Source organism: Parabacteroides sp. AF48-14 (assembly GCF_003477465.1).
Lineage (GTDB): Bacteria > Bacteroidota > Bacteroidia > Bacteroidales > Tannerellaceae > Parabacteroides > Parabacteroides acidifaciens.
Genome location: NZ_QUDI01000016.1, coordinates 1 through 24,324, shown reverse-complemented (window position 1 = coordinate 24,324; position 24,324 = coordinate 1). Strand labels below are relative to the sequence as shown.

Below are 24,324 nucleotides of genomic sequence, written 5' to 3'. Positions count from 1 at the left end.
TTTACGAAAGCCGTATTTGTGCAATTCGTTTTTAGCAAGCATACATATTATGTATCCCTTTCAATAACATTTTCCCGCCCATGAGGAATGAAAAGCCGATTAGCGGAATGCCGACAGCCAGCAAGGTAATTGCGCCCGGTTCCGTACCTAATGGAAACTCGGAATATTCGGACAGCAAAGCAAGGAACATAAACAGTGAACCAAATGTAAAAATGGTACCGAGCAGGAAACGGCTCCAAGTATTATTCCGGAAAAGTTGCATCAGCAATAAAATAACGATCGCCAGGGAAACCAGAGTGGTAACCGTATTTCGGGAATGCCAGCCGGAGGTAAACAGGCAAGCGATATCACTAATCACCAGCAGGGAGAAGAGGGTGATATACCAGATTTCAGGGAATGAGTTGATAAATCTCTTGATCCGGTTTGTTGCGATTGATGTGTTCATAATAATATGTTTGATGTTTATATCCATAGAACGTGGGGTAGAAGGCTTTAGTATAGTTAGCTTTTGTTTTTTATCTAATTGCAGGATATTCGAAGGGTGGGGTATTCTGTTAAATTTTACAATAACCCCCCTTTTCGGCTGTTTTTCTATTTCGTCTGAAATTCTGACTCATTTTGGATTGACTTTTTTTACGATTTTAGCTTTTTTGTCTGACAACAGATGAAATTAGATGCCAAGGTCGTTCAGGAAAGTATGCAATTTGATTACCGAAAAGCGAAAACACCGACAAAGTGATAAAGCTTAACTCCCGGAGAATCGAATATTTGAAAATAAAACGGACGGCGTTCCAAATATCCCAAGGAAATTCAGGTGCTTTTTTGCCCTTAAAACGGTCCTCTTTCCGATTACGACCGTCCAAATCGCTATTACGACCGTGCTAATCTTCGCGAGGTGCCGAGTGCACTACACATTAGTACGGTCGTAATGGCAAAGAGGACGGTCGTAATTGCTGGAAACACTCAAAAAAGGCGAAAAAGTCCCTTTTTGAGGTCAAAAAAACGGATTAACATTTGTTTTGTTTCGACTGTCTTTTGAGCCTGAAAAAAGCGTTTTATACAATAAGTCCCTTTCATTCCTCCGGTAGCATTGCCAGCGCCTTGTCTTCGTTTGCCTCCATGATTTCGCGTTCTCCCGGACCTTTGTCGTTGATGCCGCAGAGGTGGAGGATACCGTGGATGATGGTGCGGTGGAGCTCTTCATTGTAGTCGGTATGGAATGTTTCGGAGTTGGTCCGGACAGTGTCCAGGCTAATGAACAGGTCGCCGGAGATTTTATCCCCGCTGGTGTAGTCGAAGGTGATGATATCCGTGTAATAATCGTGCTGGAGGTATTGGCGGTTTACTTCCAGGATTTTCTCGTCGGAACAGAAGATATAGCTGATATCGCCCGTTTTCTTCCCGTACGTGGCGGCTACTGCCTTGATCCAGTTGCTGACCGTTCTCTTTTTGATTGCCGGAAGCTTCGTGTCTTCCGCGTAAAATGCTATTGCCATATTGTTATTCTTTTCTTTATTCTTTTCAATTATTCTCAGCCAAAAAACAGGTACGTCATCGCAACCGCCGCAATCGCCCCGGCAAGGTCTGCCAACAGGGAACATTGTACCGTGTAGCGTGTATTGCGTATGCCGACGCTGCCGTAATAGAGGGCGACGACGTAAAAGGTCGTGTCGCTCGAACCCTGCACGATGGAGGAGAGGCGGCCAACGAACGAGTCGGCCCCGTATGTGTTCATGGCGTCGAGCATCATTCCCCGTGCTCCGCTGCCGCTAAGCGGTTTCATCAGCATTGTGGGCAGGCCTTCTACGAATTTCGTGTCTAATCCAGCGGCCGAAACTCCCATGCGGATGCCGTCTATCAGAAAATCCATCGCGCCCGAAGCTCTGAATATTCCGATGGCAACCAATACGGCGATGAGGTAGGGAATGATGGTGACAGCTGTCTTGAAACCTTCTTTGGCTCCTTCGATAAACGTGTCGTACACATTGATTTTCTTCCGGATTCCACTGATGATAAAGCCACAGATAATCGTGAAAAGCAATGTATTGGCAAACAGGGTGGAGTAGAGGGACACCTGTTCCTGTTCCAGCGAGTTGAACAGCCAGACCAGTCCGCCGATAAACAGCGCCAGCCCTCCGAAAAACAGCAGTAGGTTCCGTTGCAGGATATTGATCCGCTGCTTGATGCAGACGGCCAGTATGGCGACAAGGGTGGAGGTGAAGGTCGCCAGCATGATCGGAAGGAATATATCCGAAGGGTTGGCTGCTCCCATCTGTGCCCTGTACATCATGATGGTGATCGGGATCAGTGTCAGGCCCGAAGCATTGATACAAAGAAACATGATCATCGGGTTGCTGGCGGAATCCTTTTCCGCATTCAGCTCCTGGAGCTGCTGCATCGCCTTCAGCCCCATCGGTGTGGCGGCGTTATCCAACCCTAAAAGGTTTGCCGAAAGGTTCATGAAGATGGAACCTGTCACGGGATGATCTTTGGGGATTCCCGGGAAGAGCTTGCTGAATACGGGAGCTGCCAGGCGGGCAAAGGACTGGATCACACCTCCTTTTTCCCCGATTTTCATAATGCCGAGCCAGAGGGACAGGATTCCTGTCAGGCCGAGGGATATCTCGAACCCCGTCTTTGCCGAGGCAAAAGAGGCATTGATGATTTGGGTGAACACTTCCGTGTCTCCGCCGATGACGAGTTTGCAGAGTGCTACCACGAAGGCTATCAGAAAGAAGGCAATCCAGATGTAATTTAGAACCATAGCTGTTGTTGACAGGTAATAAGATACTTGTTCATGGTTACAAAAATAGGAAATAATCGGCTTTATCGGAAAAAGATGCCGAGAAATGGGCAATTGTTTGTTTAGTTGTAAAAAGCTGACTACATTTGAAAGATGAATACTTGTGTTTTATCAATTCAAATTTAGAGTGAAGTATGAGGAATAGAATTGGGTTAGCCTTTCTGCTTATATGGTTTTCTGCAATGGCTTTTGCAGCCGATTATACCTATGAGCGTAATGTCTCTTATCGTGGGAATGCGGAGGATGAATATGCCTCCAAGATGTGCCGTCTGGATATCGCTTACCAGCCGGGAGTGAAAGATGTGCCGGTTGTCGTCTGGTTTCATGGCGGCGGACTGACGGGTGGAAGCCGGGAAGTCCCGACGCAACTGTTGACGGATAATATGGTGGTCGTCGGTGTTGAATACCGCCTGTCGCCACATGTGAAAACGATGGATATCGTGGATGATGCCGCCGCAGCAATCGCCTGGGTGTTCGATAATATCGGCAAATACGGGGGCAACACCTCCTCTATCTATATCGCCGGCCACTCTGCTGGAGGTTATCTGGTCGATATGGTCGGCCTGGACAAGAAACTGCTCGCCCGTTATGGGAAAGATGCCGACAAGCTGGCCGGAATCATCCCTTTCAGCGGCCAGGTGATCACGCATTTCGAAACCCGCAACCGCCAAGGCTGAACCCCTTGCAGCCTACGATCGACGAGACAGCGCCTTTGTATCATGTGCGGAAAGACTGCGCCCCCATCCTGATCCTCTCCGGCGATCGCGAAAAAGAACTCTATGGCCGCTACGAAGAAGCCGCCTACTTCTACCGTCTCTTCAAACTCTTAGGCCATCCCGATGTGACCCTTTATGAATTAGGCGGTTTTGACCACGGCTCCATGTGTGCGGCCGGTTTCCCGCTCGCCATCCAGTTTATCAGAGAGCACGAAAAGAAGAAATAAAGTAATAGATAATTTTGTACTTTTGTATTTGATAAAAGAACTGCTTATGACAAAGATATTAGTTACCTACGACATGTTCCGCGAGGGTTTTACCGAGCTGGAAAGCAAGTATGAGGTTACTTTTCCGGAAGGAAGAGACTTCACGTATGAAGAAGTTTTTGAGATGATACCGGAGTACGATGTGTTGTGCTCGATGTTCGATTTCCCTGTAAACAAGGAATTGGTGGATCATGCACCCAATTTGAAATTAGTGGCCAACTATGCCGTCGGCTATAACAATATCGACGTTGCCTATTGCCTCGAAAAAGGCATTACGGTTGCGAATACTCCCGACCCGGTAACAGCCCCTACTGCCAACCTCGCACTCGGACTTATGCTCGATGTGGCCCGTCGCATCACGGAATGCGACCGTAAACTGCGCACGCTGGGTCACGACATGAAGGTCGGCGTACTGGAAAACTTAGGTATCAACGTAACCGGAAAGACATTGGGTATTATCGGTATGGGACGTATCGGGAAAGCGCTTGCCAAACGGGCGAATGCCTGCGGAATGGAAGTCCTCTACCATAATCGTCGCCAGCTCTATGTCGAGGAGGAAACGAAGCTGAACGTGACATATGCCTCTATGGAAGAACTGCTTGCCCAGTCCGATTATGTTTCGTTGAATGCCCCTTACACTCCGGAAACCTATCATATCATCGGTGAAGCCGAGCTGAAACAGATGAAACCGACCGCTGTCCTGATCAATACGGCACGTGGTCCGCTGGTCGATGAAAAGGCCCTGGTAGAGGCTTTGAAAGACGGAACGATTCATGGAGCCGGTCTGGATGTATTCGAGTTCGGCGACTATCCTTCGCCTGAGCTACTGGAAATGGACAATGTGGTCCTCACTCCTCATATCGGTACGCAGACATTAGAAACGCGTATCATCATGGCACGTACGGTCTGCAATAACGTAATCGGATTCCTGGAAGGCGACCGTCCTGTGTCACGGGTCCTGCGTCCATGACGGCGGATTTCGTACTGAGCGAACTGCAATCGGTCGGCTCGCCGGAGAAAGCTGTCCACCTGAGCCGCTTCTTTAAGACCGGACCGGGACAATATGGCGAAGGCGACCGCTTCTTAGGCGTTGTCGTGCCGCAAACCCGCAGTGTGGCGAAAGCCAATAAAGCAATGCCTTTCGATGAATTGCAGCGTTTGCTGGACAGCCCTTGGCACGAGGCGCGTCTTTGTGCCTTACTGATTCTGGTCTATCGTACCCAGGATCGGAAGACGACTGCTGAAGAGCGGGAAAAGATTTATCATTTCTATCTGAAGAATACGCGCCGGTGCAATAACTGGGATCTGGTGGATCTCTCCTGCCGGGATGTTGTCGGCGAGTATCTCGTGGATAAGGATCGTTCCATTCTGTATGAACTGGCTGAAAGCGATAACCTCTGGGAGCAGCGGATCTCTATCGTCTGCACTTGGGCTTTTATCCGTCGCTCGGATTTTACTGATACACTTGCGCTTGCCGAGAAACTGATGACGCATAAACATGACCTGATGCATAAAGCTGTAGGCTGGATGCTTCGTGAGGTCGGAAAGAAAGATCGCGATACACTTACCGACTTTTTAGAACGCAATGCGACACTACTTCCCCGGACAGCCCTTCGCTATGCCATCGAGCATTACCCCGAAGACCAGCGGCAGTATTTCCTGAAAAAGAAATGACCGGATGGATAAACAGACTGAAAAGCGCCTGAAAGAATGGGCAGGAACGTATAATGTGAAGTCTTTTATTCCGGATGATCCGGTTCAGTTCCCCCACCGCTATACGGAGAAACGGGACATCGAGATATCCGGTTTTATCACCTCCTGGATCTCCTACGGACGGCGTGAACTGATTCTCCGGAAAGCCGGTTGGCTGCATGACCGGATGGGCGGAAGTCCTTATGAATGGATTATGTCCGGACGTTACAAAGAATTGGTTTCGGATGTCCCTGCAGGCAAGCGGGATACGTTCTATCGCTTTTATACACATTCTGATTTGCGTGATTTGTGTGACCGCTTGAACGCTATCTATGGGGAATATGATTCCCTGGAAGACGCTTTGGCGGCGAGCCCCCACCCGAATCCGGTCATGAAGCTACAGGATTTGTTTTCCGGTATCAACGGCATTCCGGTGATGAACGGAAGTTCCGCCTGTAAGCGTCTGGCTATGTTCCTGCGTTGGATGATCCGCACCGATGGAATCGTCGATTTCGGTATCTGGAAGACGGCTTTTCATCCCCGCCAGTTGATTATCCCGTTGGATACGCACGTACATCAGATCTCGTTGGAGTTGGGATTGACCGCACAACGTACAGCCACCTTGAAAACGGCGCTTGAAATAACGGAAGCTCTGGCCTGTATCTTTCCCGACGATCCTTGCTTAGGAGATTTCGCCTTGTTTGGCTATGATATCAATAAGAAGAAAGAATAATGGAAAAAGAGAGAAATAAGATTACTTCGGTTTGTGTGTATTGCGCTTCCAGCACGCAAGTGCCCCCTGCCTATCAGGAGGCGGCTACCGAGTTGGGATGTCTGTTGGGTGAACGCCGGTTACGTGTCGTGAATGGCGCGGGAAATACCGGTTTGATGTGTGCCGTTTCGGATGGTACGTTATCTGCCGGAGGAACCGTTACAGGGGTAATTCCCCATTTTATGGTCGAACAGAACTGGTGCCATAAGGGACTAACCGAATTGGTCGAAGTCGACAATATGCACGAACGCAAACAACGGATGGCCGATCTGTCGGATGCCGTGATTGCCCTTCCCGGCGGTTGCGGTACGCTGGAAGAACTGTTGGAAGTGATCACCTGGAAACAGTTAGGCTTGTATCTCAACCCAATTGTGATCCTGAATATAAACGGCTATTTCGATCCCCTGTTGGAAATGTTCCGTAAAGCCGTAGACGAACATTTCATGCGTCCTCAACACGCCGGCCTCTGGGCGGTGGCCTCTACCCCGGCTGAAGCGGTGGAACTGATCTATACGGAGCCGGTCTGGGATGCGGATATACGTAAGATGGCGCTGGTATAGGTGTTACCTGTGCATTGTAATGGTGAATTTACTTTATGCAATATGCTTCTGTAAATTCGACTTTCGTATTATCCGGAGTTAAAAGGTTCAGTAACCAGCGTTTTGTCCTTCCTATGGAAGGTTGGTTTATGGTTTGCCCATTTCTCCTTTCCTTTAAGGTGTAGATCGTTTCCTGCATATCTTCAACGAGGAAACATGGATGACCAAAGTTTTCGTCACAAGGCGAATAGTGTTCGATGTTTTCGGTACAATTAACTAAGCCCAGATATTGGATAACACCGGGCTGGGTTTTGTCCAGCGGATATCTGACGATTTCTTTACATTTCAGAACCTTAACCCAGAAAGGATCTTGTTCATCAATACTTTTGGCGTATAAGCCGGTATGATGAATACGTTTGGAAATTCTGTTTTCAGACAGAAATATTCCTTTGGATTTCCGGTGCAGTCCATTTGCTTTGAGATCGATGAACTCGATTTTGTTTCCTGCAGCATCTTGTGTAACAATAACCTCGTTCCCTGCTCCGTCTGTGATGCATTGGGAGACGTCCATACCCTGTGATTGCAAATAACGTCGCATCTCTGGTACGGATTCTGTTTCCAGCGAGAGAGAGACAAGACGTTTCTTTTGTTTGGCTTGCTTATCGACAATAAATTCCAGAAATTGACGATCATTTATTTTAAACGACACAACTGTTCCTAATGGAGACGGATAAGAAAAGGCTTCATCGAATCCGAGGAAACGTCCGTAATATTCCCGTGCCATCTCCATGTCGCTCACAAGAAATGTCATTTTGGCGATCCCCCATATTGCCGGACGTTTTGTTTCCTGTGCTATGAGCGAACAGATTGATATTAATCCGGTAAGAAGGACTATGAATATTTTTCTACACATCATATCAGTTAATGATTTTAATTGGATACTGTTTCCCTTCAAAAGTGATAATTAACCCGTCGAATGTTTTTGTAACGCTAACATTAACGTCTGCCGGAACCCGGTCTTTTGTTCCGTTTACGTAGACTACTATCGGTGTATGTGGAGGTACTCCTGCCTTGCTTTGCCAGAAGCAATAAGCTCCTAATCCACCGAATAGGTGTGTATGCTCCCATCCTTTACGAGGTTTTAATAAAGTCGAATTAATATTCCCCTCTGGCGCCTGAATTGTCTGTAATGTTGAATAATAGTTTCCGCCATGAATACATAATCTTTGTGCAGACCGGTCTTTTTCTAATTCACCGTTGTGAGGAACACAGATTCCATATCCTCCGATTGACAGGAATAATGAATCCGGATAATTATGCCAGAATATATGGATTTCTCCGTCATTGCCGATTAATGTATGAGTAATCAATTCATCTTTTTGAAATTCCGGCGTGTGGTCTTCTTTGTTCATGGATCGCAGATGATATACACTCGCGATATGATCCGGTGTCATGAATAAAGAACGACTTCGCGATCTATACATCCATTTTTTTCCGTCGTATGAATATCCGGTTCGTCCTGCTCCGATATCTTCTCCTCCTTCACCGGTCAGGCAAAAGCCGATAGTCGCCGAATAAGTATGTTGATTATATTTGATCGGAGTTTGCCAGACTGCTCTGTCGAAAGGTTGTCCTACCGGATATAAACGTGCATCCCCGTCTACAGGTGTTACATTGAGAGTGAATTGAGCTCCGTCAACAACGACCTTCCCTCCGGCGATGTCAGCGGGCATAGGCTCTTCCTTTTCCGTCCAGAACGGGTGATCAGCCGGGAGTAAAAGGCAGCATAAGCATGCATGGCGAAATAGGGATCACCGGGAACAATATAGGTTTCGGCGAGACTTTGGTTTTTGCCCCAATAGCCGATATTCAGTAATCCGTTTTCTCCCATACAGCCGTTTTCCCAGAAATATTTTAAATCTCCGGACAGGATGCGCCTGGCCATTCCCGGTGATAATGTGTTGTTATTATTGATAACGGTCCATCCGATTGCTGCATTACTGGCAAACCGGTAGGTCAGCGATCTGCCCCATGGGATGTGTCCTCCGCTACGGGCGTATTGATAGGGCACAACTTTCAGGAAGCGAGAGGCTATATCTTGTATTTTATTCCCAAATTGTTCTTTCCAGGCAGGATCGTATTTATAAATCATTTGGTTGAAGAGCTGGAATCCCCAGAGATTGTAATAATCGAATCCCCGATTATTCCCATCTATAAACCAGCCATCTCCTCTATACCAACCTAAAAGTCTGTTGATCATATGGGTATGGTGTTCCCGGTTTGACTCGATACCATTTCCATACTTTTCAATAAGTGAAGTTGCAAACAGATGGAAGAAGTAGTGATTGTTATGATAAGTTGTGTTGAATGATTGTTTCCGGAAAAAGTTGACCAGATTTTTCTTTTGTTTGTCTGTCAACGGATCCCAAAAACGTTTCGGGCAGGCGTATATACCCAATGCAAACGATACGCCTATTTGATCGTTCGGATCGGGATCTCCCCAATAATCCTCGTTTTCGGGATCTGTACCTCTGGTTATTGCTTTGATAAAAGGCTTTGTAATGGAGCCCTTATATCCGGGTACTTCGTCTTTTCCTGTAGCAGTCGTGTAAATAATAACACCAACCATGATCCGTTCCATTATCCTTGCCTGGTTTTCATTCCTGAAATCCTCCAAATCCAAATAAGCTCCGGTCGATTTTGGTAAATCGAATATGCCTGTTTCCGGATTTACATAGTTTAAAGCTCCGGCTATTAGCTGTTCGGTTATTTCCAGCCAATGTGCTCTTGTATATCCGGTATAGGGACTGATTTGCTTATTTTCTTTCACCTTTAGCGGATTCGCCGATAGTACATTGGAGGAAAGTAAACCGGTAGCAATAATGAAATATAATAAAATCTTTCTCATGGTATTAACTTAATTGATTATACAGACATAGTTTCCCACATACCGTCAATATAGTTATCTTGCATCCAAGGAAGATTCTCGTGACGATAGAATGGTTCAAGCTGTATGGCCAGTTCTTTCATCCGTTCCGGAGATAGTTTTTTGAAGTAGCGGAGTATTTCCAGATTGGAATCTACCACTGCTTTACTATCCATACCGATAACAACGGCATCCGGTCCTTTTAGTGAGAGGGCATATCTGACAAGGTCAGGAGCATGCAAGCCTGGTATTGTCTCTTTAGGGCGGACGGCTTTCATAATGAGTACACCCATTTTGTTTTTCTTTCCTGCCGGAACAGCGACCTCTTGACGCGGAGACGGTTGTTGAGGATTCCAGTGGTTCATCGCAACCAGCATGCTATCGAAATTTCCCCGATTGGCTAATTCTTTTAACGCTTGTGCATCTCCATGACCGGAAAAGCCTATGAAGCGGGTAACCCCTTCTTCTTTTAACCGATGGAGAATATCGATTAAGTGGCCTTTTTTACTCATTTGGTCGACATCTTCCATGGATTGCACATCGTGTATTTTCAGCATATCCAACTTGTCGGTATTGAGCCGCTTTAGGCTGAGTTCGATTTCTTTCATCGATTCCACCGGTTCGCGGGCTGTTACTTTTGTAGAAAGGAAAATTTCTTTGCGCCTGTATTTGACAACCTCGCCCACGCGTACTTCGCTGATGATATGCCGGGGGGATTTTTTCTTTCCCGGGGGAAGTGCAATGGTATTATCGTAAGCATGCGCCGTGTCCCAGTAATAGAAACCGTTATCGAGAGAATAGTTAAGCATTTCATACGCTTCCTCATCTTCATCTATGTGGCAGAATCGACTTCCCAGGCCCAAGACCATTCTCGGGATGATAACTCCTGTTTTTCCCAGTTCTGTGGTCGGTAGCCCTTTGGCATCATAAGGATTTTTTATTGTTGCCATATCCATCGATACCGAAGCCAGACTGTCTGCAGCAATCAGTGAGATCCCTGCACCGACCACCCCTTTTATAAAATCTCTTCTGGTGAAATCTTCCATATCTTTTTCTTTTCTTATTTCCATAACGGATGTTGTTCCAGATTTGGATTTCTACTCAATTCGTTGACTGGAATCGGATAGACATAATATTTTTTGTTTGTTCCGATATCGACACCTTTACGGGCAACACGTTCTTCCATGCAATTCATGCGCTTATAGTCATACCAGAGATGACCTTCATAGCATAATTCTACAACCCGTTCCCAAATAAGTGCTTTATTAAATGCTTCTTTATCCAGATTGGCGAGCGCATCCAAACCTGCACGTTCCCTAACCCGGTTGATGCCATAGTATTTGTCGTATGAACCGTTGAATCCGTTGGCATTATTAACGGCCTCCGAATGCATTAATAATACGTCTGCATAGCGGGTGAAGTGATAATTCAGATTTGAGTTCTGGTCACCTACGCCAGTCTCTTCCGGATCAATGTATTTCCAGGTATGTACCAATCCTTTGTTTACATCAAAATCTTTTCCCCAGACTTTCTCTTCTCCTGTTTTTGTATCGATGAACGATAAAATGATGTTTGTAGCCAAGCGTTTGTCACCCGGGTTGTTTTTCAACATGTCTTCATAAAAGTTCATGGTCCCTCCGAATGAAGACCAGCCAGCCATTCCACAAACATTTTGGTCACGTATGCTGGACATGTTTACCCAGTTGGAACCATTCAGATTTTGTTGAAATTCGGCATCAAAGATGTATTCTTTGTTATGTTCTCCGGCCTCTTTAAAGTTCATAGCATAATTAGAGTCCAGTTCGTAATTGCCGGATTTGATAATATCTTCACATTTTGTTGCGGCTAAAGCATAGTTTTCTGTTTTATTCCATGGATATCCGGCCATCGTAAGATAGGTTTTTGCTAAAAATGCCTGAGCTGCTCCTTTGGTTGCACGTCCGACATTATTCCCGTTGTAGGAATCCGGTAAAGCTGATTCCGCGAATGTGAGGTCCTCAATGATTTGTTTGAAGACGGCATCACTGGTTCCCATGTTTGGAAGATTCTGGTCATTTTGTTCGGATGCAGTCGTGAGAGGCACATTGTCGAACAAACGTATCAGATAGAGATATGCAAGTCCTCTCAGGAATCGGGCCTCCCCTTCCAGCCGTTTGATTTTGACCGGATCACCACTTATATTCGGAATGTTTTCAATCGCTACATTCGTCCGGAAAACGACTTGATAGAAGAATTTCCAGACCAATTCAATGCCGTCTGTATTGGGAGTCCATGTATAAAATTCAAATGCAAGGCGATACGGGACAGTTGAAGTTTGTGCAGAAGAACATTCTGCCGGATATTCTCCGATCATCAATGCCGCCCGGTGGAATGATATGTCGTTATCTTCACTGGATACCAACCGGCTGTATATCGCATTTACAGCAGCTTCGGCATCGGCCTCTGTTTTGTAAAAGTTGTTAGGAGAAAGAAAATCATATACATCTTCTTCCAGGAATTTGTCAAAACAAGAGGTCATTAGCCCCATAAAAATAAGGCTGACAAATATAATTTTATAGATCGATTTCATAACAATTCTGATTTATGAGTTAATTAAAAAGCGATATTAACACCCATTGTAAATACTTTGCTTGTCGGATAGGCATTGTAATCTACTCCCAACTGCCGGTTGTTTTGCCCTTTACTGTTTACTTCTGGATCAAAACCGGTATAGCTGGTTATGGTAAATAAGTTTTGAGCACTGACATAAAGTCTTAATGACTCAATATATTTTTTAATGGGGAAACGATATCCCAGTACGATATTTTTCAAGCGAACATAGGAGCCATCTTCGATCATGTATGATGATAAAGGTAAATAGGCATGTGGTGCAAGACGAGGTGCAGGGATGTCTGTGTGCGTATTATTCGGAGTCCAGTAGTTCAGCATATCTTTCCGTTGTGAAGCGAATGGAGATACCATTGCATATTCTCCACGTCCAAGGTTCATAATATCGTTTCCTATACTTCCATTAATAAAGATACTTAAATCGAAGTTCTTGTATGTAAAGTTGTTTGTCCAGCTAAAAATGAAATCGGGATTCGGATCTCCGATCACAGCCCAGTCTTCACGATCGATTTTGCCATCCTGGTTCAGATCTTTAAATTTAGCAGAACCTAATCCATCGGTTGTCAATGATTTCGGATGTTTTGCTACAGTCTCGCCATTGGCATTCACAATGGTAGCATCCATCATCTCTTGATTTTCGAATACACCGTCGTACATATAGTATTTCCATATACCAACCGGATAACCTTCTTCCAGCCAGCTTCCTTCCACTCTTAAATGCCCGGAAAGATATCCGTCCGGTCTGCCTGGTGTCACATCCGGCATACTCAAAACCTTGTTTCTATTCATCGAATACATAAGCGTGGTGCTCCATGTAAAGGCTCCGGGCTTATTACTTGTAATCAGGTCGTAGCTTACACTTGCCTCAATACCCCAGTTTCGAAGTGTCCCGTGATTACTGAAAATGGAACCGAAACCGGAAGAGAGAGGAATTGAAACATTCCAGAGAAGATCTTTTGTCTTTTTATAATAATAGTCGACGTTAAACTTCAGGCGATTGTCGATAAAGCCAAAGTCCAATCCCAGGTCTAAGTTCGAAGTTGTTTCCCATTTTAAGTTCGAATTAGGAATCTTATTGGGGGCGAATCCGGTTGCTTTGTCTCCTCCTAAATTGTAGGAGTATTGTGATAGACTCGCTACAGAAGAATAACTTCCGAATCCTTGGTTACCGGTCAAACCATAGCTTGCGCGTAATTTCATATTGCTGAGCCAGTCTGCGTCTTCCATAAAGGCTTCTTCGGTTACACGCCAAGCTAAGGCTGCGGACGGGAAAAATCCCCATTTGTTATTGACACCGAATTTAGAAGAGCCGTCGGCACGTCCTGTCAAAGTCAATAGATATCTGTCAGCATAATTATAGTTGATACGTCCCAGCCAGGATGCCATCTGGGAAGACCATCTTGATGAGGTCGGAGTTCCTTTGGTGGTACTTGCCGATCCCATGCTGTTATCTTCCAATACGTCGTTTACAAATCCGGAAACGATCGTTCTTCCTTTTATTTCGTCGTCATATTGTATTGTCAGACCGGCTACAGCATTGATAGCGTGTTTTCCGAATGTTTTCTGATAAGTCAATAAGTTTTCATTCAGGTAGACTGAACGCCTGTTCCATCCTTTTGTTGCGATACCGTTGTCGCTCTCTCCCTGAAAAACAGTTGAAGGGAGATATGAGTCGCGAAAAGCATTTGAATAGTCTGTTCCTCCGCGTATTTCAAGGGCAAGCCCATCGGTGATCTTGTTAAGATTAAACTTTAGGTTGACATTTGCAATTACCCGATCGATGGTGGATTTATCTTTTGCCAATTCAGCCAATGCGTAAGGATTGCCTGTTGTTACTCCATAGGGAGTCTGGTTCATAGTCGAATATGTTCCATCCTCATTGTATACGTACATGGTTGAAGGGATTGCGAGAGCTCCGTTGATTACACCGCCGCCTTGGGCACCGTCACCTTCGGAAAAAGCAACATTTGAAAATGTACGGCTGGCAGTAAGAGAAGTCTGTACACTAATCCAATTGGAAATCTTTGAATCGATGTTTGCCCTGAGGGAGGCGCGTTTCAGATCCGAATTGATGACGATGCCATCCTGGCTAAAGAAATTTCCGGTAATGGCATATTGATTGGATTCAGATCCCCCGCTCAGGTTTATTTGATGGTTATGCATAAGAGCAGTACGGAAGATCAGGTCTTGCCAGTCTGTACTGTTGTTACGGTAATAGGAAGGTTCTTTCCATTTCTCGTTTGCTCCTCCGTAAATGGGAGCCACTCCTCCATTCTCGGCTGCGATATTAGACATGGTGGCAAATTCCTCACCGTTCATCATTTCCATTTTGTTGGCAATATTTTGAATGCCAAAGTAGCCGTCATAAGTTACTTTGGTTTTTCCTGTTTTACCTCGTTTGGTCGTGATCAGAACAACTCCGTTTGCACCACGAGAACCATATATAGCGGCAGATGATGCATCTTTTAGTATCTCTATGGATTCGATATCATTTGGGTTGATAGTTACCATTCCGTTATTTGCGATTGCCCCGTTCTGGTTACCGTCTGCCATGGCTCCGGCCCCAACGGGAAAACCATCGATTACATATAAGGGTTCGTTGCTACTGGAAAGAGAGTTCCCTCCACGTACACGTATCGAAACCTGGCCTCCGGGAGCACCGGAAGTATTGGTCACCTGAACACCTGCTGCTCTTCCTTGAATACCCTGGTCCAAAGAGGTCATGGGAAGCTTTTGCAGTTCTTCTGATTTGATAGACGAAACGGCTCCTGTCAGATCGCTCTTTTTAACTGTTCCGTATCCTACAACGACAACTTCTTCAAGAGCTTTAGAATCTTCAACTAAAGTAATGTCGATTGTTGATTTGTTACCAACAGTTATTTGTTGAGATACAAATCCGATGTAAGTAAATTCTAATACAGATTTATTATTGGGCACTTCGATTGAATAGCGGCCATTAAAATCTGTAACGGTACCTTGGGTACTTCCTTTGACGACGACATTGACACCTATTAATGGCTCATCGTACGCACTTTTTACGACTCCTGTTATTTTTTGTTGAGCAAACAGAATTGTCGTACTCAACAAAAAAGCAAGTATAATTCCTACCTGCCGGAATGAATCAATGATCTTTTTCATATAATGTTAATTTAAAGTTTTACGAAGCTCGGTTATCTCCTTGAGGCTAAAATTATGGATAAGATATTGATGAGGATAGAACAAAATGGCCATTAACTAACATTTTTTCGCAAATTGTTTTATTTCCGCATAAAATGCCAATTAATACAAATGAAGTGCACCTGAGAACAAAGACTGTTTCTTTTTACTTGGGTTCTTTATGATGTCTGGAAACAAAATCGGAGGGAGATTCTCCAAATTCTGTTTTAAATATTCGGGAGAAATAGGAGGCGTTATCGATTCCTACCCGTTCCATTACAGCACTGATCGAGATATTTTCTTGTGCTAATATCTGGGCTGCTTTTCTTAACCGGTAGTTCCGGATGAATTCGACGATTGATTGCCCGGTCAGAGCTTTTACTTTGCCATAGAGTGTACGTCTACTCATTGCCAAATTAGAGGCAATTTGTAATACATCGATTTCTGTGTTGGACAGATTTCTTTCTATGACTTCCGTAAATTGTTTCATGAATTCAGCATCCCTTTTATTTATAGATGTTTCATTATTGTCTGTCTGCGCGAAATAGTGCTTGGCATAATATTCTTTTATTCTCGCCTGTTGCTTGAAAAGATTTGAGATACTCAATAATAAAATATCTTTATTGACTGGCTTTTTCAAATAAATGTCTGCACCGGAATATAAGCCCTCTATCTGGTTCTCATCTCCGGTTTTGGCTGTTAATATAACAACGGGTATATGGGAACTGTCGATATTTTCTTTAATATGTTTACTCAGTTCAATACCATTCATTCCCGGCATCATGATGTCAGTCAGGACCAGATCTATATTATCATCCTCTATTTGTTTTAATGCATCTTGGCCGTTTGTAACTTCTTTTACGTTATAATATTCCCGAAGCATTTCCGCTAATAACTCTCTTAGATCGTCATTGTCTTCGACAAAAAGAATGTTTTTTGTCTTTAAGTCCGGAAGAGGTGCAGGAGTTATATGCTGGCTTGTGAGAGCAGAATGGCTCGTTAATTTATTTCCGGATAGTAGGGGTTGACTTGCAATCTCGTTATTAAAATTGTCTTTTTCGTAGGCGGATATATCGATTGGGAAACCGATTACTATATCGGAGCCTTTATCTCTTTCGCTATAGACAGCGATATAACCTTTATGAAGCTCTACCAGGCTTTTTACCAATGCAAGTCCTATGCCTGAGCCTAAATGTTGGATCCCGCTCGATTCGCTTACCCGGTAATAGCGTTCAAATATATGTCCGATAGAAGCTTCCGAAATACCGACTCCACTATCGCTTATAACCAATCCGTACAGGTTTTGTGTATTATCTCCTGTTCGGATAATGATCTTGTTTGTATATGAACTTTTGAAGTTGTTTATATTAGAGAGTGTCGAAATTTTTATTTTTCCGCCGTTTGGGGTATATTTGAGTGCATTATTGAGCAGATTCAGAAGTATTTTTTCCATTACTTTTTTATCAAAGTAAAGCTCTGTTGTAATGGATAAATCCAGTTCTGTGGTATAACTTATCTCTTTTTGTTCTGCGGCTTCGGAGAAGTCGGAACAATTTTCTGACACAAACTGATTCCAGTTACCGGTTTGCAGGTTTAGTCTGATCTTGTTATTTTGTAAAGAGCGGAAATCCATTACTTCATTGACTAAGGCTATTAACCGTTTGGCATTGTTTTCGAGGATAGAGATGTATTTTTCCGCGAGATTTCCGGACTTGATAGGTTCTAATGCCGCAAGAATTAAAGAGAGAGGGGTACGGAAATCGTGTGATACGTTTGTGAAAAATATCAATTGTGCCTGGTGATATTCTTCTTTCTGTTCTTGTTCACGTTCTTCAAGGTAATATCGCATTTTCAATTTGCGTTGATAATTATAATAACGAATACATGTATAGAGGATAATAGAAAATAAGATGATATATCCCGTGATTGCCCAGTTTGTCAGCCATGGAGCAGGCTTGACTGTGATTTTAAGAGAGGTGAGTTCGCCCCATATGCCGTCATTATTGGCCGTCATAATTTCAAAATAGTAGATGCCTTTGGGTACTTTTGAATATGAGACGGATCGGTGACTTGCATCCGTTTCGATCCATCTGTCATCGTATCTTTTAAGACGATAGCGGAAACGGTTTTTATCGGAGTTCAGGTAATTGGTCGAGGTGAACTCGAAAGAAAAATTATTCTGGTAATGATTGAGTGTTAATTCCTTTGTTTGGAAAATAGAGGATTTTAGCGGAGAATATTTATTATTGGGGATAACCGATGTGTTATCAAGTAAAAAGTCAGAAATAATGACTTTAGGTTTAAAGTCATTGTAGGAGATTTTAGCCGGATCAATTATTGTAAATCCTTCATTTCCTCCAAAATAGAGTTCTCCATTACTTGATTTAAATGTTGAAAAAGGATAATAGGTTTGTCCTTGTGCTCCGTCTGCCTTATTAAATTGCTGAAGTCTGCCGGTTTCGATATTCATACGGAACAAGCTGTTATCGGTCCCCATCCAGATATTACCTTTACTGTCTTTATTTATACTGTAAATGGAATGGACTTTATATTTTGATAAATCGGCTTTTTGCAATAAGCTTTGTTTGGATATATCATAAACCAGCAAGCCGTTACCTTGGGTTCCTATCCATATGAGTTGTTGCTTATTGTCGACATGGATGGTCTGGATATTAATGTTATGGATATCTTTTATATCCGAATGCTTATATCCGGCTACTTGTACATCATGTGTTCGGACATTCATTGTTAGTAGTTGCTGGGAGGATGCGATCCACAAGGTATCTCCATTCCCTCTTTTTATGTCACTTATATCCCCATTTGGCTGAATAGGAAGTGATTGGAAATTAAAATGTTTGGTTGTGTTCTCTTTTATTGATAAGTAGGTCAGATAATTTCTATTCATCAGATATTTGATCCAGATTCCCGAGTCTGCTTCGGCAACGATTCTTTCAACATGATCATTTATTAGCATATTGTTATTGATCGTATAATGAGTGAAATGTTCTGTTTTTGTATTCAGACAGTCTAAGCCGCCTCGTGACATACCTATCCAAAGCATATTGTTTGAGTATAGTAAACATTGGATGTTGTCGTATGAGAGGCTGTTTTGGTTAGGTCTGTATTTAAAATAGGAAAACTTGTTTGTCTGTTTATCATATCTGTTAAGTCCTCCTCCCTCTGTCCCTATCCATAAATATTTATCATCTTCGGCAAAACTACTGACGACTGAATAGCTTAACTCATCAGTTCGCCCATTGAATGACTTTAAACTCTTTTGTTCATCGAGATTGATGAAACAAAGTCCACCTGAATATGTGCCGAACCACAAGCATCCTTGTACATCTTCGGCAATTCTCCAAATAGAATTGCTTGGCAATCCGTAGGGATCTGTCTTTTCGTATGAATGATGGATGAATTCATCGGTTTCGGGATTTAATATGTATATTCCACGTTGTCCGGTAATCCATATATGATTAAATTTATCAATGAATAAAGCTCTGGCGGAAACTCGTGTATCTCCTTGTGGATAAAAAAAGTCATATTGTTTGATCTTTTGATGATTTTCGGTGGAGATTACAATCAATCCTTTACTTTCTGTCAGAACGTAGAGTAGAGAACCTTCGGATGTGATATCGACAATATTATATTCCGGATTGTAAAGCACTTGGCGGAAAGTGTTTTTATTTTCATCATATAAATAGATTTTGCCAGTTGCTGTCCCGATGTAAATATTTCCACCTTGCGTACAAACACTCGAAACATTAGGAATGTCACTTTCTTCTGATTTTATTGGAGTAAATAGAAGACTGTCCTGGTCAAATAAACCGATTGAAGAAGGATTGGATAGCCATAATCTTTCTTTTGAGTCTTCTTTTATAAAAGAGCATCTGCCTTCTAATAAGCAGTCGAAATTATCTGTGAGGGAATTATATCTGAATAAACCGACATTGGATGTTACATAAAGATCTCCGGTTTTGTCGATCTCCAGTCTTTCGAAAACACAAGAAATAGGTGTTGTTGTATTGTTGAGTTTGTAGGTATAAAGTTTAAAGGTATAACCATCGAACCGATATAAATTATTAACGGTGATAACCCAAATGAATCCCCATTTATCTTGCCGTACGTCACGCTGTCCGTTTGTGCTTAATCCTCCTTCCGGAGACACGCGTCTGATTTTATAATTTGATTCAACGCTAAAACGACTGTCTGCATACAGATTCGTGAATGCTATTATTATGAATAGAAGGGAAAATAAGATTTTCTTAGGCATAACAAAATAGTATTACTTTGATTCAAATAGATGAGGAGACAAAGTTATAGAAAGATGTGACAAATAGGTTATCCTTTGTCATTATTTTATTTATCGGGATCGTATATGAAAATATTGATTTCCGGCGTGCGTATCCCCGGCTTTAGCTCCCCGTTAATAAGTATGATCTCGTCCCCATTAATGGCAATCCCGGCTCCTGCGCGTGCCAGTTTTTCGTTTTCTTCAAGGACATTCCATTGCCGGGTGAAGGTGTTGTATTGCAACAAGCTGGTGTTGAATTTATACCATTCCACCGGGTGTAGCAGGTAATTACCGGCTTCGTTTTGTAAGGAATCTTGTAATAAAGTGTTACCGGCAGCTGTTGCCTGTTCTATTCCTAACGGACGGTTAAGCGCATCGCGAAAGCGGGTGTAGTTGACACCTCCCATTAATAAGATGGAACTGTTGCCGGATGAGACAGCGCAGCCGCCTGTCAGGGTATTGGGAGAACCTTCTGCTGAAAAAGGCAGAATGCTTTCCTGTCTCCACTCTTTTTTCTCCGGATGATAAGAGAGCATATCTGTCGACACAATGGCTCTCTGACGGCCTGAAACCGGCTGGAAACCACCTGTTAGATAAAGACGTGTGCCGTCTTGGGATTGCTGGGCTGCTAATACAGGCTGGATGCGGGCCGGACCGGGAAAATCCGGTAACCGGGTCCATTCTCCATTTCCCGATTCTGTTAATCTGAGGGAATAGAGTGTGTTTGAAGGGCTCTGCTGTTGGTTGCCTCCCGTCACGAATATCTGTCCGTCAGCATAAGCGGCTGCGAAATTATCCATTGTTACCGGCAGTTCAGGGAGTTTGGAGATACTTGGCTTTCCTTCCGCTGTCAGCCAGTTTACCAGGAAAACCTCTTTGGAAGCCCCTTTGTCGTTATTTCCTCCGATCCAGACAATACCTTGGGGTGTTGCGACAGAAGCGCCATACGCCAGCGGTTTGGATAGCTGTCCGGTCACTCGCCATTCAGGCGATGTTTGGCCGGTGATATCTAAGGCATAGATTTCACTGTAATATTGTTTGGTCCCTCCTTCGGCTGCCGGTTTGCCGGGAAAGTTACAGCCTCCGGCGACTAATAGCTGCCCATTGCTGATGCCGGCGAATGGAGCGGATACGCCCAATGCAGATTTACCGTCATCGGGTAGGTCGGGCAATCCGGACCAGTCGACTTTCGAAGCCTCCGAACAGAATGTCGAAGCCGGAAGTCCTTCCCTGTTTACCAGATTGGCGCGGGTAAAAGGCTGCCAGCCATAACGGACGAATTTCGGATGCTTGATTTGGCTGCTCCATACTTTTATCGTCTTTCCATCGGTTATTAGAGCCTCGGCAGGTACGAATAATCCATCATGTTCCGCGATTTCAAAAGTCCGCAATTCGCCGCCGTCGGAACTATGCATCCCTTCTCCGTAATCAAAAGTGATGTAAGCCGTATCGGCTTTGAAAGAGACGGAACGGTATAACGGTCCGGACGGCAGGCAATCGTAGCCGTATGTTTTGTTTAATGCCCAATGAGCAAGACGTTCTCCTATTTCACGTTTGTAACGCGGATGGACATCTAAGGAATCTCCCTTGTCGCTGCTGACAGCCATGCCGCTGTTCGGTATGAATTGCATCAATTTGCGTTGGCTGTCGCGGAACCGGGGCCAGCTGGGGCGATCGATGCTGGATAGCTGCACGTAATAGAAAGGAAGTTCTTCCCGCCAGTTTTCCCGCCAGCTTGTCGTCAACAGGCGGAATAGTTTCTCGTGAGCTTCTATGTTGTGCGCATTCGATTCTCCTTGATACCAGATGATGCCCCGTATCGGGAACTTTTCAAGTGGCTGTATGCCCGATTCGTACAGGTAGCACGGCTCATACGGGTGGCGTTGTTGTTTATTTGTTGACTTTTTGATATTGAGGCTTGCGCGTTCCCGAGCCCATTCCTGGATAAGATCATTCTGTCTCCAGTCGTATAGAATATCCGGAAATTCTGCCTCCAGCGTTTGACGGTCGACCCAGGCTTCCGTTGGCGAGCCGCCTATGGCATTCAGGATAAGCCCGACAGGAACCTGCAGGCTATCCGAAAGCATCTGCCCGAAAGCGAAGGCAACAGCCGAGAAACGATTTGCCGTTTCTTCGTTGCATTCTTTCCATTCGGTATCCTGGTAATATTGGAGCCTGTTGAGTGAATCCAATACCGAAACATCCCATTCCACCGCATTTGTCGCCCAACGGGGCTTCATATCGAAAAGGCGGATTTGCGGTTTCCCGGCAGCAAATTCCAGAAAAGCTTTCCGCTGGCTGTCGATGGCACTGTTGACCTGGAACGCCATGTTCGACTGGCCGGAACAAAGCCATACTTCGCCGATCAAGACATTTGTATAATCCAGTCTTTCGGAACCGGCAGATATACTTAACGTGTACGGTCCTCCTGCTTTCATGGGCGGCAGCGTAACAGACCATTTGCCGTTTGCACCCGTCACGGACTGCCCTTGTTGCCCGGCAATCCGGACTGTGACTTCCTCCCCGGCATTGGCAATACCGGCTATAACAAGCGGCTTTTCCCGTTGGAGCACCATATTATCCGAGTAAGTAACGGGCATTTGCAGCCTTCCGTGGTCGTATGTAACGTTGTTGCCACAGTCAGCCTTCTGTGCATGCACGGCGGGAAGTTCCTTATCCGGCGAATAGATGAGGCCGTCGACAGCCTTTTCACCGTCCGGTGTCACAAATACGAATGTAAACATCCACTTCTGTAAGCGGATTTCCGGTTGCGTGAATGTGCCGACAGGAAGTTTGAGGAAGACCTTGTTCCATCCTTTCTCCAAATGGACGGGGATGGGCGGACGGACCACACAGTTTTCGTTGCCGAGCAGCGTCTCATTCGACTTTTCGCGATGCGTGGCTGTCCAGACAGGAGGAAGAATTTCCCGGTCGTTCAGCCATATGCGGCTTTCCCGATAATCCCATTTTCCGGGAAGTGGTGGCAGGTCCATTTCCGAACGGCTGTAATTTTGGAATTCGATCCAGGCGCCGGCATCCTGCGCTTCAGGTGAATAAACCCAAGTCCAGGCATAGGCTGTATGATTCTCTTCCGGCTGTTCGTAAATACCCGGAACCAGTGTTCCCCATACATGGCGCAGATAGATTCCGGCGCCTCTTGCCTCGCGGGTTCCGTATGTTTTCCCGTTGTATGTATATTGCGTATCCAACGTTTTTTCGGGCGGGAACGATTCGTGCAGATTTCCCTGGTTCGGGAAAGCATCCGTAATGCGCCATTTGACATTTGTCTGCCTGACGTATGCGAACGGATATCCCTGGAAACAATGTTCCTTATGCCAGAGCAACCGGTTCTCGAAATCGGCAAAAGCTTTGAACTCTTCGCAGCTTTCCGGAGGAAGGACAGTCCCGTGCTTGTCGAAATATTCGGTTCCTCCTCCGCGCCAGGCACGTTCGGCGATGGCAAGCATGTTCGGATAGAAGTTATTCTGTTTGATGATGTCCGCTTCCGGTTGGATCATCCGGTCGTTCCAGACGGCCAGGATCGTCCCGGCGAGATCGTCACTGCCCTGCGGCTCGTTGTAGATACGGCTGTTATAGAGGGCGAACAGGTCGGCGAACGTATCGAAGTGGTTCAGGTAATGGAAGCGGGAATCGATGGCGGGAATCCCTTTTTGTGCTTTCCCCCGATAGCTCCACAGATGCGTTATGTCTATTTCTCCCGGTTTGTAGTGCCAGCCGGGATTCCAGGATATTACTTTTTTCCCTTTGGAACGGACATAAGCGACCATTTCGGGTACGAAATTAGGGTTTGTGAACTTCACCTCGTCCGTTCCGATGTGCAGGTACGGAACGTCGAATGTTTCGCATACTTCGTCCAGCAGGAGCTTTAATATCTTCATCCTTCCGGGCTCTGCATATCGTGGCCGAAAGCGCGCACAAAAGCGGCGCTGTGTCCCGGCATATCGATTTCGGGAATGAGCGTGACGTAATGCCGTTTGCAGAAATCAACCAATTCCCGTGCCTCTTTTAGCGTATAGAATTTCCCCGGCATACGGGTTGTGTTCGTGCTGTCGCTCAGCATCGGGAACCGTTTGCTTTGCAGGCGCCACGCCTGGTTCTCGGTCAAGTGCCAGTGAAAGACATTTATTTTGTAGCGGGACAGGGCCGCGATTTCCCGCTTCAACTCTTCAAGCGAGATGTAACTCCGTCCTACATCCTGCATAAAACCGCGGACCCGGAAAGCCGGCCAGTCTACTATTTCACAGCCGGCGACCGAAATGCCTTTTCCTTTCTTTTCCGTCAGCTGCCGCAAGGTCTGGACAGCCCGGTAGACGCCTGTTTCCGTCGTTGCCTCGATCCGTATTTCGTTAGATGTGACACACAGTTTATACGCTTCGTCCGGATTAACCGGAATACCGGGAATACTATTCACCCTGTTGACGGTCAGTCTTCGGTTACCTGGCGATTCGACGACGGATATCCCGCAGTCCGATAACCATTCCATGCCCGGGAAATTTTTTATTCCATGCGCATGAAACGGAAATTCCGGCATG

The 24,324-nt window shown here is 44.9% G+C and carries 15 protein-coding genes and 2 pseudogenes; 5 read left to right on the top strand and 12 right to left on the bottom strand.

Going from position 1 to position 24,324, the window contains the following annotated elements; all coding sequences use genetic code 11:
- Nucleotides 1-31: 31 nt before the first annotated feature.
- The 3 genes from DW083_RS09220 to DW083_RS09210 form a co-directional block, all read right to left on the bottom strand.
- Entirely contained in the window at nt 32-445 is a 414-nt protein-coding gene (locus tag DW083_RS09220; RefSeq protein WP_147382119.1) for a hypothetical protein, read from the bottom strand.
- 628 nt (nt 446-1,073) lie between these two features.
- Nucleotides 1,074-1,496, bottom strand: coding sequence for an rRNA maturation RNase YbeY (gene ybeY, locus DW083_RS09215; RefSeq protein WP_115498452.1), 423 nt, complete (start codon nt 1,494-1,496; stop codon nt 1,074-1,076).
- Between the two features lie 35 nt (nt 1,497-1,531).
- The gene (locus DW083_RS09210) at nt 1,532-2,764 is read right to left on the bottom strand and encodes a nucleoside recognition domain-containing protein (protein ID WP_122332171.1); all 1,233 of its coding nucleotides are present in this window, start codon (nt 2,762-2,764) and stop codon (nt 1,532-1,534) included.
- 173 nt (nt 2,765-2,937) lie between these two features.
- Here DW083_RS09210 and DW083_RS09205 point away from each other — a divergent pair.
- From DW083_RS09205 to DW083_RS09185, 5 genes and pseudogenes are all read left to right on the top strand, one after another.
- A pseudogene (locus tag DW083_RS09205) lies at nt 2,938-3,746 on the top strand (alpha/beta hydrolase).
- A gap of 46 nt (nt 3,747-3,792) precedes the next feature.
- A complete protein-coding gene (locus tag DW083_RS09200; RefSeq protein ID WP_122332211.1) occupies nt 3,793-4,755 on the top strand; it encodes a 2-hydroxyacid dehydrogenase family protein in 963 nt (320 codons plus the stop codon).
- The gene (locus DW083_RS09195) at nt 4,752-5,459 is read left to right on the top strand and encodes a DNA alkylation repair protein (RefSeq protein WP_122332170.1); all 708 of its coding nucleotides are present in this window, start codon (nt 4,752-4,754) and stop codon (nt 5,457-5,459) included. The genes DW083_RS09200 and DW083_RS09195 overlap by 4 nt, the downstream gene beginning before the upstream one ends.
- A gap of 4 nt (nt 5,460-5,463) precedes the next feature.
- Nucleotides 5,464-6,210, top strand: a complete 747-nt coding sequence (locus tag DW083_RS09190; protein ID WP_122332169.1) for a TIGR02757 family protein — start codon at nt 5,464-5,466, stop codon at nt 6,208-6,210.
- On the top strand, nt 6,210-6,809 hold the full coding sequence (locus tag DW083_RS09185) for a TIGR00730 family Rossman fold protein (protein ID WP_122332168.1): 600 nt from the start codon (nt 6,210-6,212) through the stop codon (nt 6,807-6,809). The genes DW083_RS09190 and DW083_RS09185 overlap by 1 nt, the downstream gene beginning before the upstream one ends.
- Nucleotides 6,810-6,837: 28 nt before the next feature.
- Here DW083_RS09185 and DW083_RS09180 read toward each other — a convergent pair whose 3' ends face one another.
- From DW083_RS09180 to DW083_RS23575, 9 genes and pseudogenes are all read right to left on the bottom strand, one after another.
- Nucleotides 6,838-7,587: a VOC family protein gene (locus DW083_RS09180; RefSeq protein ID WP_147382118.1), complete on the bottom strand. Its 750-nt coding sequence runs from the start codon at nt 7,585-7,587 to the stop codon at nt 6,838-6,840.
- 118 nt (nt 7,588-7,705) lie between these two features.
- The gene (locus DW083_RS09175; protein ID WP_122332166.1) at nt 7,706-8,521 is read right to left on the bottom strand and encodes a hypothetical protein; all 816 of its coding nucleotides are present in this window, start codon (nt 8,519-8,521) and stop codon (nt 7,706-7,708) included.
- Complete coding sequence (locus DW083_RS09170) at nt 8,458-9,696, bottom strand: DUF2264 domain-containing protein (protein ID WP_122332165.1); 1,239 nt, start codon at nt 9,694-9,696, stop codon at nt 8,458-8,460. Before DW083_RS09170 ends, DW083_RS09175 begins: the two co-directional genes overlap by 64 nt.
- A gap of 17 nt (nt 9,697-9,713) precedes the next feature.
- Nucleotides 9,714-10,784, bottom strand: a complete 1,071-nt coding sequence (locus tag DW083_RS09165; protein WP_233552028.1) for an aldo/keto reductase — start codon at nt 10,782-10,784, stop codon at nt 9,714-9,716.
- Nucleotides 10,775-12,283, bottom strand: a complete 1,509-nt coding sequence (locus DW083_RS09160; protein WP_122332164.1) for a RagB/SusD family nutrient uptake outer membrane protein — start codon at nt 12,281-12,283, stop codon at nt 10,775-10,777. The genes DW083_RS09165 and DW083_RS09160 overlap by 10 nt, the downstream gene beginning before the upstream one ends.
- A gap of 23 nt (nt 12,284-12,306) precedes the next feature.
- A complete protein-coding gene (locus DW083_RS09155; protein WP_122332163.1) occupies nt 12,307-15,459 on the bottom strand; it encodes a TonB-dependent receptor in 3,153 nt (1,050 codons plus the stop codon).
- Nucleotides 15,460-15,643: 184 nt separating this feature from the next.
- Nucleotides 15,644-19,750 carry a hybrid sensor histidine kinase/response regulator transcription factor gene (locus DW083_RS09150; RefSeq protein ID WP_122332162.1) on the bottom strand — a complete coding sequence of 1,369 codons (4,107 nt, stop codon included), beginning with the start codon at nt 19,748-19,750 and terminating at the stop codon, nt 15,644-15,646.
- A gap of 86 nt (nt 19,751-19,836) precedes the next feature.
- The gene (locus DW083_RS23580) at nt 19,837-22,209 is read right to left on the bottom strand and encodes a cyclically-permuted mutarotase family protein (protein WP_370038938.1); all 2,373 of its coding nucleotides are present in this window, start codon (nt 22,207-22,209) and stop codon (nt 19,837-19,839) included.
- A gap of 231 nt (nt 22,210-22,440) precedes the next feature.
- Nucleotides 22,441-24,275: pseudogene (locus tag DW083_RS23575) on the bottom strand (family 20 glycosylhydrolase); the annotation flags it as partial.
- Nucleotides 24,276-24,324: the final 49 nt, after the last annotated feature.